Source organism: Novosphingobium soli, assembly GCF_042432915.1.
Classification (GTDB): Bacteria; Pseudomonadota; Alphaproteobacteria; order Sphingomonadales; family Sphingomonadaceae; genus Novosphingobium; species Novosphingobium soli.
Window position 1 is genome coordinate 71,709 of sequence record NZ_JBHLWK010000009.1, and the last position, 12,242, is coordinate 83,950.

11 protein-coding genes, 2 tRNA genes and 1 other RNA gene are annotated in these 12,242 nt (G+C 71.5%); 10 read left to right on the forward strand and 4 right to left on the reverse strand.

Features of this window, described 5'->3' with window-relative positions; all coding sequences use genetic code 11:
* The first annotated feature begins 24 nt into the window (after positions 1 to 24).
* The 7 genes from ACFFJC_RS05765 to ACFFJC_RS05795 all read left to right on the forward strand — a co-directional run bounded on the left by ACFFJC_RS05765 (position 25) and on the right by ACFFJC_RS05795 (position 6,205).
* A complete protein-coding gene (locus tag ACFFJC_RS05765; protein WP_379486547.1) occupies positions 25 to 303 on the forward strand; it encodes an ETC complex I subunit in 279 nt (92 codons plus the stop codon).
* A 99-nt stretch (positions 304 to 402) separates the two neighbouring features.
* An RNA gene (gene ffs / locus ACFFJC_RS05770) (signal recognition particle sRNA small type) lies at positions 403 to 497 on the forward strand.
* Positions 498 to 605: 108 nt separating this feature from the next.
* A complete protein-coding gene (locus ACFFJC_RS05775; protein WP_379486548.1) occupies positions 606 to 2,462 on the forward strand; it encodes a DNA polymerase III subunit gamma/tau in 1,857 nt (618 codons plus the stop codon).
* A gap of 1 nt (position 2,463) precedes the next feature.
* A complete protein-coding gene (locus ACFFJC_RS05780) occupies positions 2,464 to 2,799 on the forward strand; it encodes a YbaB/EbfC family nucleoid-associated protein (RefSeq protein ID WP_379486549.1) in 336 nt (111 codons plus the stop codon).
* Between the two features lie 62 nt (positions 2,800 to 2,861).
* The gene (locus ACFFJC_RS05785; protein ID WP_379486550.1) at positions 2,862 to 3,899 is read left to right on the forward strand and encodes a phytanoyl-CoA dioxygenase family protein; all 1,038 of its coding nucleotides are present in this window, start codon (positions 2,862 to 2,864) and stop codon (positions 3,897 to 3,899) included.
* 450 nt (positions 3,900 to 4,349) lie between these two features.
* Entirely contained in the window at positions 4,350 to 5,378 is a 1,029-nt protein-coding gene (locus ACFFJC_RS05790) for a KpsF/GutQ family sugar-phosphate isomerase (protein WP_379486551.1), read from the forward strand.
* Positions 5,379 to 5,395: 17 nt separating this feature from the next.
* Positions 5,396 to 6,205 (forward strand): 3-deoxy-manno-octulosonate cytidylyltransferase family protein, encoded by an 810-nt coding sequence (locus ACFFJC_RS05795; RefSeq protein WP_379486552.1) that lies wholly within the window; start codon positions 5,396 to 5,398, stop codon positions 6,203 to 6,205.
* A gap of 66 nt (positions 6,206 to 6,271) precedes the next feature.
* Here the strand turns inward: ACFFJC_RS05795 and kdsA are convergent, their stop codons facing one another.
* The 4 genes from kdsA to recJ all read right to left on the reverse strand — a co-directional run bounded on the left by kdsA (position 6,272) and on the right by recJ (position 9,444).
* On the reverse strand, positions 6,272 to 7,114 hold the full coding sequence (gene kdsA / locus ACFFJC_RS05800; RefSeq protein WP_379486553.1) for a 3-deoxy-8-phosphooctulonate synthase: 843 nt from the start codon (positions 7,112 to 7,114) through the stop codon (positions 6,272 to 6,274).
* A gap of 261 nt (positions 7,115 to 7,375) precedes the next feature.
* A tRNA-Glu gene (locus ACFFJC_RS05805) sits at positions 7,376 to 7,451 on the reverse strand.
* 37 nt (positions 7,452 to 7,488) lie between these two features.
* A tRNA-Glu gene (locus tag ACFFJC_RS05810) sits at positions 7,489 to 7,564 on the reverse strand.
* A 92-nt stretch (positions 7,565 to 7,656) separates the two neighbouring features.
* Positions 7,657 to 9,444: a single-stranded-DNA-specific exonuclease RecJ gene (recJ, locus tag ACFFJC_RS05815; RefSeq protein ID WP_379486554.1), complete on the reverse strand. Its 1,788-nt coding sequence runs from the start codon at positions 9,442 to 9,444 to the stop codon at positions 7,657 to 7,659.
* Between the two features lie 138 nt (positions 9,445 to 9,582).
* Between recJ and ACFFJC_RS05820 the strand changes: the two genes are divergently transcribed.
* The 3 genes from ACFFJC_RS05820 (at position 9,583) to ACFFJC_RS05830 (ending at position 12,240) form a co-directional block, all read left to right on the forward strand.
* Complete coding sequence (locus tag ACFFJC_RS05820) at positions 9,583 to 10,899, forward strand: hypothetical protein (protein ID WP_379486555.1); 1,317 nt, start codon at positions 9,583 to 9,585, stop codon at positions 10,897 to 10,899.
* Between the two features lie 48 nt (positions 10,900 to 10,947).
* Positions 10,948 to 11,391, forward strand: coding sequence for an NAD(P)H-dependent oxidoreductase (locus ACFFJC_RS05825; protein ID WP_379486556.1), 444 nt, complete (start codon positions 10,948 to 10,950; stop codon positions 11,389 to 11,391).
* 78 nt (positions 11,392 to 11,469) lie between these two features.
* The gene (locus ACFFJC_RS05830; RefSeq protein WP_379486557.1) at positions 11,470 to 12,240 is read left to right on the forward strand and encodes a hypothetical protein; all 771 of its coding nucleotides are present in this window, start codon (positions 11,470 to 11,472) and stop codon (positions 12,238 to 12,240) included.
* The last annotated feature ends 2 nt before the right edge of the window (positions 12,241 to 12,242 follow it).

A 12,242-nucleotide genomic window follows, 5' to 3' on the forward strand; every position in this document is an offset into this window, starting at 1 on the left:
GATTCGGGGGCAAAGCCCCGGTCCATGAGTGCACGCATCTATCAACGCCCGAAGAATGCCATGCAGTCCGGCAAGGCGCTGCTCGACCAGTGGATCCTGGAGTTCGCGCCGGCCGAGGCGAAGAAGCCGGACCCCTTGATGGGCTGGGCCGGCTCGGGCGACATGCAGCAGCAGGTCGTCCTGCGCTTTCCCACGTGCGACGATGCCAAGGCCTATGCCGAACGCTACGGCATCGAGGCCGAAGTGCATCCCACGCCGCCGCGCCGGCTCAAGATCCAGGCCTACGCCGACAACTTCCGCTGAGCCGCGTTTGCCGCCCCCCTTTGCGGGGCGGGGCGTGGCCACGTCGCGGTTCCTCACCTGACCGCTTGCAATCCGTTGAAATGCCCGCCATATGCCCGCCCGGGAGTCGGACGGACGCTTGCGTCCGCCAACCTGGTCAGGTCCGGAAGGAAGCAGCCACAACGGGTTGCGGTGGGTCGTCCGGCTCCTTCAGCATCACAGCGCTGAAACTTCGGCCCTTCGCGCGCATCGCCGCGCGAAGGCTGTGGAGTACCGCGCTTTTCTCCTGACAAGCGGACGGCCAGTCCTTAGTTTGCGCCCCGATGGACGATTCACGCGACATATTCGGCGACACGCCGCCCTGGGACGACGGGGAGGACGCCGAAGAGGCCGCGCCCGATGCCGCGGCGCTGGAAGCGGCGGGGCAGCAGTCCATGTTCGGCGCGCCCGAGACTCCGGCTTCCGACACTCCGGCGCCTGCGCCCGCGCCTCAGCCCGCCGAAGCGCCGGCCGCCCTCGCGAAGGCGTCCGAAAAGGCGCCTGCGGCTGGGCAGCCCTATCGCGTGCTCGCGCGCAAGTACCGCCCCCAGACCTTCGCCGAACTGATCGGCCAGGAGGCTATGGTCCAGACGCTGGCCAACGCCATCCGCCGCGACCGGCTCGCGCACGCCTTCCTGATGACCGGCGTGCGCGGGGTGGGCAAGACCTCGACGGCGCGGCTGATCGCCAAGGCGCTCAACTGCATCGGGCCGGACGGGCAGGGCGGTCCGACCATCGACCCTTGCGGCCAGTGCGAGCCTTGCGTCGCGATCGCCGAGGGGCGCCACATCGACGTGATCGAGATGGACGCCGCCAGCCACACCGGCGTCGACGATGTGCGCGAGATCATCGAAGCGGTGCGCTACGCCGCGGTGTCGGCGCGCTACAAGATCTACATCATCGACGAAGTCCACATGCTCTCGCGCAACGCGTTCAACGCCTTGCTCAAGACGCTGGAGGAGCCGCCGGCGCACGTGAAGTTCCTTTTCGCGACGACCGAGGTGGACAAGCTGCCGGTCACGGTCCTGTCGCGCTGCCAGCGCTTCGACCTGCGCCGCATCCCGGCGCCCATGCTAGCCGGGCACTTCGCGCGCGTGTGCGGGCTGGAAGGCGTCGCGGCGGAGGACGAGGCGCTCGCCATGGTGGCGGCGGCGGCCGAGGGCTCGGTCCGCGACGGGCTCTCGATCCTGGACCAGGCCATCGCCCATGCCGACCTCGACGGCGAGGGGCAGGTCCGCGCCGAGACGGTGCGCGACATGCTCGGCCTTTCCGACCGGAGCGTGCAGCGCAACCTCCTGGGCGCGATCCTGGGCGGCCGCGGCGGCGAGGTGCTCGACATCGTCGCGCACCAGTTCGCGCTGGGGGTGGAGCCGATCGCGATGCTGCGCGGGCTGATGGACCTCGCGCATCGTGTCGCGCTGGCGCAGGTCGGCGGCAATGCGGCCGACGCCCGCTCGACCGAGGAGCGCGAGGCGATCGAGGGCTGGGCCGGCGCCCTGCGCCCCGGACAGATCCACCGCCTCTGGCAGCTTCTGCTCAAGGGGCACGACGAGGTGAAGTCCGCGCCCGATCCGCTGGTCGCGGCGCAGATGGCGCTGCTGCGCGTCATGCATGCCGCCGACATGCCCGATCCCGGCGCCTTGGTGCGCAAGCTGGAGGAGATCGCCGCGCGCGCGCCGGCCCCGCAGGCGGGCGAGCCGGGCGCTTCGCCCGCGCCGGGCAACCCTTCGGCGTCCTCCCCTGCTGCGGTCGCGCCGCGCTGGGAAGCGCTTGTCGACGACGTGGAGCACGCCGGCGAGCTGGCGATTGCCAACACCATGCGCATGCAGGTGCGGGTGGTCGAGCTCGCCGAGGGGCTCCTGCGCTATGCCCAGCCGCCAGGGTTCCGCGAGGACATATCCGCGCTCGTGCGCGGGGGGCTGCAGGCCGCGACCGGGGAGCACTGGCAGGTGGAGCGGGTGTCCGGCGAAGGGGCGCCCACGCTGGTCGAGATGGCCGAGACGAAGAAGTCGGCCGATGCCGAGGCGCTGCGCACCTCGCCGCTCGTCGCTGCGACCTTGGCCGCCTTCCCCGGCGCCGAACTCATTCAGGATGACCGTCCGGCCGTGATCGGCGGCGGTTCCCGCAACTGGAGACGTTGAGATGAAGTCCATGGAAGAGATGATCCAGGCTGCCCAGCAGGCGGCCGAGACCATCCAGAAGCAGATGAGCGAGACCCAGAACAAGCTCGACCAGCTCGAGGTCGAGGGGCTTGCGGGCGGCGGCCTGGTGAAGATCCGCTGCTCGGCCAAGGGGCGGGTGATCGGCGTATCGATCGACGACAGCCTGATGCAGCCCGGCGAGAAGCCGATCCTGGAGGATCTCATCGCCGCCGCCTACAACGATGCGCGCGTGAAGGCGGATTCAGTGGCGAACGAGGAACTCGCCAAGGCGCAGCAGGGCATGGGCCTGCCCCCGGGCTTCAAGCTGCCGTTCTGATCCGGACGTGCCGCATGCGGGAATGGCCCGCAAGGGTCTTCCCGCAGCAGGTCTGGTGACGCATGAATCTCCTCAAGCCGCTCAAGACCGTGGTGTGGCTGCCGATCTGGATCGCGCAGCTGGGCACTTCGGCCAAGAGCTTCCTCGACAATCCGCTGCTCGGCTCGCAGCGGCTGAACCGCGCCGGGCTTCACCGCGAACGCGTGCGGCTGGCCGCCGCGATGACCCGGTGGCGGCGGCGGCGGCTGGCGCACCGCGTGCCCGCGGCCTGGCGCGAGGCGTTCGACCGGGACGGCTACGTCGCGATTCCCGAGATCGTCCCGCCCGGCGAGTTCCCGGCGCTTCGTGAGGCCCTGCTGGCCTACGAAGGGCCGGCGCGCGAGATGCGGCAGGGAGACGCGATCACGCGCCGCCTTGCCGTCGACCCTGCGATGCTTGCCGCCCTCCCGCAGCTGCGGCGGCTGCTGGCGCGGCCCGACGTGCGGGCGCTGTTCCACTATGTCGCGGGCTTCCGCATCGAGCCGCTGCACTACATCCAGACCATCGTCACGCACGATGGGGCGAACGAGGCCGATCCGCAGGAGGCGCTGCATGCCGATGCCTTCCATTCGTCGTTGAAGGCGTGGCTGTTCCTCAACCCGGTCAGCGCGGACGAGGCGCCGTTCCGGTTCGTCCCCGGCTCGCACCGGATGGAGGGCGCGCGGCTCGACTGGGAATATCGGCGCAGCCTGGCCGATCCCAGGGCGATCGACCGGCTCTCCGCACGCGGGTCGCCGCGGGTCGGCGCGGGCGACCTGGACGCCATGGCGCTGCCCCCGGCGCTCGACCTGGCGGTTTCCGCCAACACTCTGGTGGTCGCCGACACCGTGGGCTTTCATGCGCGCGGCGCATCGGTGCGGCCGGTGGAGCGGGTGGAGATCTGGTCCTACAGCCGCCGCAATCCCTTCGTCCCGTGGCTGGGGGCGGATCCGCTGAGCCTTCCCGGTCTGGCCGAGCGCCGCGTGGGCTGGCTGTGGAGTGCGCGCGACCGCCTGGAGCGCTGGGTGGGCCAGCCTTGGCGCAAGGTGGGCCGGCGCACCGCGGCGGGTCCGGACGCTTGATCCCAGGCCCGTGCGGGGCGCTCCCGCCCGGAGTGGATCATTTTCCAAGGCTGGCGGCGTCTGGCTCCGTCTATCGTCTCGAGGAGCGATGAAGCGCCCGGCGCCCGGCCACAGCCACCTGCGGGCAGCGCGGATGCGGTCCGGCGAAAAAGCGAGGCATTATAAAATGTTCACTTGCGATCATCGGCAAGATCCGAAAGGAGCGCCGCGGACGTTTCATCCGCGTACCCCTTCCCATCGAGATTGCGCCGGCAGGAAGCGGATCGTCGCCGAACCGACGTACTGCCTCTATGCCAGGCGCGGTCGCGGGCGTAGGAAGGGGCTGTCGCCGTTGTCCAGGTGGATCGTCAGGTTCGCCAACTGATTGAAGAATAAATAAACTATGGTACGCCTGCAGGTCGACCCAGCGCATGAGGGGCCGCAGCGTAGCTCAATGAATGGATAACAGGCTTGCCATCTTCCGCACTGCCCCAAGCACCCGGCTCCTTCGACCACCTCATCCTCCGCGGCCGTGAAGTCATCGACGTCGAGGCGCAGACGCTCCATCGGCTCGCGCAATCCCTCGACGAGACGTTCGGCCGCGCCTGTCGGCTGCTGGCCGCCACCCGCGGTCGCATCGTGGTCACCGGCGTCGGGAAGTCGGGCCACATCGCCCGCAAGATCGCAGCCACGCTGGCCGCCACCGGGTCCCCGGCGATCTACGTACACCCGGCCGAGGCGGCGCATGGCGACCTGGGCATGGTGATCCCGGGCGATGCCATCCTGGCGCTGTCCAACTCGGGCAGCACGCCCGAGCTGCGCGCGCTGTTCGACCACGCGCGCGTGCTCAGCATCCCGGTGGTGGGGATGACCTCCCAGGCCGGCTCGCTGGTCGATCGCCGCTCCGACGTGTGCCTGATCCTGCCGGAGGCGCAGGAGGCCTGCCCGGTCAACGTCGCGCCCACCGCGTCCACCGCGCAGCAGCTCGCCCTGGGCGATGCCATCGCGATGGTGCTGATGGACATGCGCGGCTTCGGACGGCAGGAGCTCAAGTCGCTGCACCCCGGCGGCGCCATCGGCCTGCGGCTCGCCGCCGTGTCCGAGATCATGCACGGGCCCGACAAGCTGCCGCTGGTCGATCCGGACCTGCGGATGGACACGGTGATCTCCACCATGACCGGGATGGGCTTCGGCATCGCCGGCGTGGTGGACGAGACGGGCGGCCTGATCGGGATCATCACCGACGGCGACCTGCGCCGGCACTTCGACGTGCTGGGCCAGGTGACCGCGCGCCAGGTGATGACCCGCAGCCCGCGCGTCCTGCGCGCCGGCATGGCTGCGCAGGAGGCGCTGCGGATGCTGAACGATGCGGCCGTGACCTGTGCCTTCGTGGTGGCGGACGACGAGCCGAGCTGCACCGTCGTGGGGGAGCGCACGCGCCAGCAGCAGCCGATCGGCATCGTCCACATCCACGACTTCCTGCGCCTGGGCCTGTCCTGAGCGGGCCAGCCACACCCATGACGAGCCCCAGTTTCGCGATCCTGATCCCGGCGCGCTATGCTTCCACGCGCTTTCCCGGCAAGCCGCTGTTCCCGCTGTCCGGCGCCACCGGGGAAGCGCGCGCGCTGATCCGCCGCAGCTGGGACTGCGCGATGCAGGTCGAAGGCGCCGCGGGGGTCTGGGTCGCGACCGACGACGAGCGGATCGCCGCCGAGGTGGAGAGCTTCGGCGGGCAAGTCGTGATGACCTCGCCGGCCTGCGCCAACGGGACGGAGCGGTGCGCCGAAGCGGCGGCGAAGCTGGGCCCGGTGGCGGAGGTGATCGTGAACCTGCAGGGCGACGCGCCGCTCTCGCCCGCCGGCATCGTCCCGCAGCTGGTCGCCCGGCTGGGGGAGGACGCGGGCGCCGTGATGGCCACCCCCGGCGTCCGCGCCTCGGCGAGCGTCTACCGGCACCTGGTGGAAGACCAGGCCCAGGGCCGGGTCGGCGGCACGACGGTGGTGATGGACCAGCGCGGTCGGGCGCTCTACTTCTCCAAGCGCGTCATCCCGCACCTGAGCGGCGAGGATGCGGCGCAGGACCGGCCGCCGGTCCATCTGCACCTCGGCCTCTACGCCTATCGACCGGCGGCGCTGGCAGCCTACACGGCCGCGGGCGCCTGCGCGCTGGAGCAGCTGGAGGGGCTGGAGCAGCTGCGCTTCCTGCACCTGGGCCTGCCCGTCTCGGTGCTCACGCTCGATGCGCTCGAATGGGACCCGATCGAACTGAACAATCCCGGCGATGCCCCCGTCATCGAGCGCATCCTGCGCGAGCGCGGCATCGCCTGACCGCAGCCGCGCTCGCGCGAGCGCGGCATCGCCTGACCGGCGCAGTGCTCGCGGGCGCAGAGGGGCTCAGGCGGTGTGCAGGGGCGGGAACCGCTTGACCAGCGCGTCGATCGCCTGGACCTGCTCGCAATAGGCCTCGAGCCGGTCGAGGGGCAGCGCGCAGGGACCGTCGCACAGGGCGTTCTCCGGGTCCGGGTGCGCTTCCAGGAAGAGTCCCGCGATCCCCAGCGCCATGCCCGAGCGCGCGAGCGCCGCCGCCTGGGCGCGGCGGCCGTCGGCGCTGTCGCTGCGACCGCCCGGTCGCTGCAGCGCATGGGTGGCATCGAAGACGACGGGCGCCATCGCCTTCATCTCGTCCATGCCCAGCATGTCGACGACGAGGTTGTTGTAGCCGAACGCGGTGCCGCGCTCGCACAGCAGCACCTGGTCGTTGCCCGCCTCCTGGCACTTGCGGATGATGTGGCGCATCTCGTGCGGGGCGAGGAACTGCGGCTTCTTCACGTTGATGACGCGCCCGGTGCGGGCCACCGCCACCACCAGGTCGGTCTGGCGCGCCAGGAAGGCCGGAATCTGGACGATGTCGGCCACTTCGGCCACCGGCGCGGCCTGAATGGGTTCGTGGACGTCGGTCAGCACGGGCACGCCGAACCGCGCCTTGACCTCCGCCAGCGCGCGCAGCCCGGCGTCCAGGCCCGGGCCGCGGAACGCGGCGATGGAGGAGCGGTTGGCCTTGTCGAAGCTCGCCTTGAACACCCACGGGATGCCGAGCCTGGCGGTGACGCGCGCGAACTGCTCGGCCACCTCCAGCATGGTCTGCGTGCTCTCGATCACGTTCATCCCGCCGATGAGCACGAAAGGCGCGTCGTTGGCGAACGTGATGCCCTGGGGGAGCGTGACGGTGTGGCTCATGTCTAAGTCTGCGGGCCTTCTGCAGGCCGGCGAGGCGACGGTCGCCTTTGCGAGCCGACACCGCGACCGGAATGGAGCCAGGCCTCTGGAACCCGCAGGGAGGCGCGTCAAGCCGCCCGATCGTGGCCGGCGACACACCGTACGATCGGCAGCGGCCGTGTGCGTATGCGCGTCTACAGCTGGCGTCTTCTTCGAAGCGCGGGCAAAAGCGAGGAGGGCGGCTGCGCAGCGCGCAGGCGAAGCGGCTTGGCCGCTTGGAAATGGTGACCCCTACGGGACTCGAACCCGTGTTTACGCCGTGAGAGGGCGTCGTCCTAGACCGCTAGACGAAGGGGCCGTTAAGCCATTTTCTCCTGCCTCGACCCAAGCGCCGATGGTGACCCCTACGGGACTCGAACCCGTGTTTCAGCCGTGAAAGGGCCGCGTCCTAGACCGCTAGACGAAGGGGCCGTACCGGGTTGCGCCGGAGGCAGGACCGGCCCTCTAGCTGCGGGTTGATGGGGGGTCAACCCCTGCGTTCCAATAATTTTGAACTCCCGGATTCAATCGCAGAAAGCGGCGTCGTCGAGGTGGAGCTCGGCCTGCGGGGTGCTGCCCCAGTCGTCGATCCGGGCCCGCCCCGCGAGCCAGAGCCGCCGCCCCTCGCGCGCGTGGAGGAGGGTCTGGCCCATGTCCGTTTCCGCCGCGCGGAAGGCCATCGCCTTGAACCGCCCGCCATCCGGCCCGCTGACGATCAGCCGGAGGTGGTTCGCCCCCACGACGTCCGCCTTGACGATGCGCACCGGTCCCACCGCCACGCGCGGCCCCGGCCAGCCCATGCCGAAGGGGCCGGCGCTCTCGAGCGTGTCCACCAGAGTCGGCGACAGGCCGCGGGGGGATAGCGCCAGGTCGAGAAGCACGGCCTGGCTGGCGCTGGCCCGCACCACGTCGGCGCCCAGGCGCTCGTCGAGCCACTCGGACAGGGCGTCCAGCTTGCCCGGCGCGACGGTCAGGCCCGCGGCCATGGCGTGACCGCCGCCGGCGACGAGCAGGCCCGCCTCGCGCGCGGCGATGATCGCGGCGCCGAGGTCGACCCCGGGGATCGAGCGCCCCGATCCCTTGCCGTTGCCCGCCTCGTCCGCGCCCAGCGCGATGACCAGGGCCGGCTTGCCGGTCTTCTCCTTGATGCGGCCGGCGACGATGCCGATCACGCCGGGGTGCCAGCCCTCGCCGGCGAGCACCATGACCGCGCGGTTGTGCTGCCGTTCGATCTGCAGCTCGGCCATCTCCTGCACCGCCTGCTCGATGGCGCGGCGCTCGTCGTTGAGGCGGGACAGCTGCGCGGCGATCTCGCGCGCCTCTTCGGGGTCGGTGGTGGTCAGCAGCCGCACGCCCAGCGTCGCCTCGCCCACGCGGCCGCCCGCGTTGATGCGCGGGCCCAGCGCGAAACCCAGGTCGCTGCAGGTGGGAGCCCGGCCCAGCCGGCTGGCGTCGATCAGCGCCGACATGCCGATGTTGTCGCGCCGGGCCATGACCTTGAGCCCCTGGGCCACGAAGGCACGGTTGAGGCCGTGCAGCGCGGCGACGTCGGCCACCGTGCCCAGCGCCACCAGGTCGAGCAGCGCGAACAGGTCCGGCTCGCGCCGCGTCTCGAAGTAGCCGCGCGCGCGCAGCGTGCGCACCGTCGCCACCGCCAGCAGGAACGCGACGCCCACGGCCGCCAGGTGGCCGTGGGAGGCGGCAAGCTGGCCTTCGTCGAGCCGGTTGGGATTGACCAGCGCCGCGGCGCGGGGCAGTTCGGGCGAGCACTTGTGGTGGTCGACCACGATGATGTCCACGCCCGCTTCGTGCGCCATCTCCAGCGCCTCGTGCGCCATCGCGCCGCAGTCCACCGTGACGATCAGGCTGGAGCCTTCGCCGGCGAGGCGCACCAGCGCCTCGCCGCTGGGGCCGTAGCCTTCCAGCAGGCGGTCGGGGATGTAGTAGCGCGCCTCGTGCCCCAGCTTGCGCAGCAGCAGGATCAGCAGCGCCGCGCTGGTCGCCCCGTCGACGTCGTAGTCGCCGTAGACGGTGACCGTCTCGTCGGTCATGACCGCCTGCGCCAGGCGTTCGGCGGCCGCGTCCATGTCGCGGAAGTGCGAGGGGTCGGGCAGGAACGCGCGCAGCGACGGGTTGCGATGGCGCTCCAGATCCTCGCGCGCGACGCCGCGGGAGAGCAGGATCTGGGTGACGATGTCGTCCTCGAGCCCGGCGGGGCCTTCGCTCAGGTCCATGTTGCCGCCGCGCCAGCGCCAGGCCTTGCCGCTGAGCGAGCTGTCGATCCCGAAGACGGAAGCGGATCGTGATTCCATGTCGATCCGTTAGCCGACCCGCCGCTCGACGGGAAGAGTCGCGCCTTCGTCGATCCCCGCATTTGGTGACGGCATTTGTCGTTAGGGGCGCCCGATCTGCCGAAGTAAGGCGAAAGAAAAGGTGAAGGAGAATATGTAATGACCTGGGGGAAGATCCGTATGGCGTGGACGATGGCGCCGCTTGTACTGGTTCCCGTCGCTGTCATCGCCGCCGGCGAGGCGGCCCCGACCGCGCGTTACGACATGCGCGCGGGCACCGTCTCGGGCCTGGCCGGCATGGGAACGGGCGGGACTGGCGGCATGGGTGCGGCAATGGGCATGATGATGGGCGGCGGCGCCAGCAGCGTGCAGCACGAGCTCTACTTGCGCCTCGGCTCGGCGCAGGCGCCGGCCGGAGGCAAGGCCAGTGCCGACCACTTCGTTCCGGCCGGCGCGAAGCTCGGCAGGTCGGTGGCGCTGGTGGCTCCCCCGCGCGCGCAGGAGACCGTGCCCGAGCTGCTGCCGGAGAAGCCGCGGGACCGCCTGCTGATCTTCTGGGGTTGCGGCGAGCATGCGCCTCAGGGGCAGCCGGTGGTGATCGACTTCGCCAAGGTCGCTGCCGGGCAGATGCCGGCCGGGATGCCGGGCGCGGCGGTGGTGCGCGACTGGGGGCCGACGCCGGAGAACGCCCGCAGCTTCGCCCGGTGGCCGGCGGAGGACCGCAAGTTCGTCAAGCCCGACAGCTCGCTGCTGGGGGCGCACCGCGTGGTCAGCACTTATGCCCCCGAGATGGACTTCACCCTGTCCAAGGACTTCATGGCACCGGTGACCGCGCACACCGCGAAGCTGCCGAGCGGGGCGTCGCGCCTGAGCTGGACGGGCGTTGCGGGGGCGACCGCCTGGCTGGCCTTCCTGACCGGCGGCAAGCAGGGGCCGGGAGGCACGATGGGCGACATGGTGATGTGGACGAGCAGCGCCGACCGTCAGTTCGGCGGCGGGCTGATGGACTGGATTGCGCCCGACCAGGCCGCCTCGCTGGTGCGCAGCGGCACCCTGCTGGCGCCCGCGGCGACGAGCTGCGTGATCCCGGCCGAGGTGGTGGCCGCCTCGCCCGACTTCCGCGTGGGCACGCTGACGGCGTTCGGGCCGCAGGAGAGCTTCGCCTACCCGCCGCGCCCCGCCGATCCCAAGATCGCGTGGAAGCCCGAGTGGACGGCGCGCATCCGCCATCGCTCGACCACCAGCTGGATGCAGGCGCAGGGCATGGACCTGGGCGCGGCGATGCGTGGTGCCGAGGACGCCGGGGCCGAGGACGCTGGGGCCGAGGAGGCGGGCGTCGCGGATGCGGCGGACGCGCGCGAGCAGGACCGCAAGGCGGCGTGCAAGCCGAGGAAGCCGAGCCTGGGCGGCATGCTCGGCGGGCTTGGCGGCGCGGTGGCGGGCGGTATGCTGGGAGGCGCAAAGAAGGGCTGCTGATTCTTGCTGGCGATACTCTGGCACAGTCGGACCGGCGCGGCGCGCGCCATGGCGGAAGCGATCCTGGAGGGGGCCGTCGCCGAGGGCGGCTCGGGCGGAGCGCGGATGCTCGCCGCCGCCGATGCCGCGCCCGCGGATCTGGAGGCGGCCGGCGGCTACCTCTTCGTCTGCCCGGAGAACCTCGGCGCGGCCAGCGGCCTGATGAAGGAGATGCTCGACCGCTGCTACTATCCGCTGCTCGGCCGGATCGAGGGGCGGCCTTATGCCACGGCGATCGCCGCCGGGTCCGACGGGCGAGGTGCGCAGGCGCAGATCGACCGCATCGTCACCGGCTGGCGCCTGCGCCGCGTCGCCGAGCCGCTGATCGTCAACCTCGGTGCGCAGACGCCCGAGGCGATCCTTGCCCCCAAGCGCGTGCCGGCTCCGGAGCTCGCCGCCTGTCGGGAGCTGGGCGCGGCGCTCTGCGAGGGACTGGCGATGGGCATCTTCTAGCGCCGTCCCGGTGGTTAACGGACTCGACGCCGGCCTGCCGATCGTGCCTATTCGGCGGCAGCAGCCAACCACAGGGGAGTGCCCGTCCTGCCCGAATCGATGACGCAAGGCGGCCCCTCCGCCCCCGGGCTGTCGCTCCTCTTCCCCGCCGGGCAGCGGCCCACCGGGGACGCGGTCGCCGACCTGATCGAAGCCGCGCGCGCCACCGGCCTGCTGGCGCGCGTGAGCCACCGGGCGGAGCCGGAGGCGGGGTGGCTCGAACTGCTGAGCAGCGGCCTCACCTTCGACGTGCGCGGGCTGGCGCCGGCACCCGCGGCGGAGCTGCCGCCGGCGGACTTCGCCTTCGGGCTGGACGCCGCCACCGCGCTTGCCGGGCGTGAGGCGATCGAGCTGGTCCCCTCCGGCCACATCGTCGCAGGCGCGGGGCTGCAGCCGATCCTGCGCACGATGATGGCGCTCGCGGCCAACCTGGCGCTGAACCTGCCGGTCGCGGCGGTGGCGTGGAAGCCGGCGCGCACGGTCATGGAGACGCGCCACTTCGCCAGCCTGGTGCTCAACTGGCTGGCCGGGGGCGCCTTCCCCGCGCTGGGGCTGACGGCGCTGCTGCGCGGCCAGGACGGCAGTATGGCCAGCCGCGGCCTGGCATTCTTCACCGGGCAGGAGATGCAGCTGGAGGGCAGGGCGGACGAACCGCCGGCGGAAACCGCCAAGCTCGCCGTCCGGGTGATCGACCGCCTCGTGCGCGAAGGGCGGGTCACCGCGCCGCTGACGATCGGCACCGGCGCCGACACGCTGGTGGCCGAACCCTCGCAGGTGGGCCAGCTGGTGCTCGTCTGGCGCGGGGGTTGAGC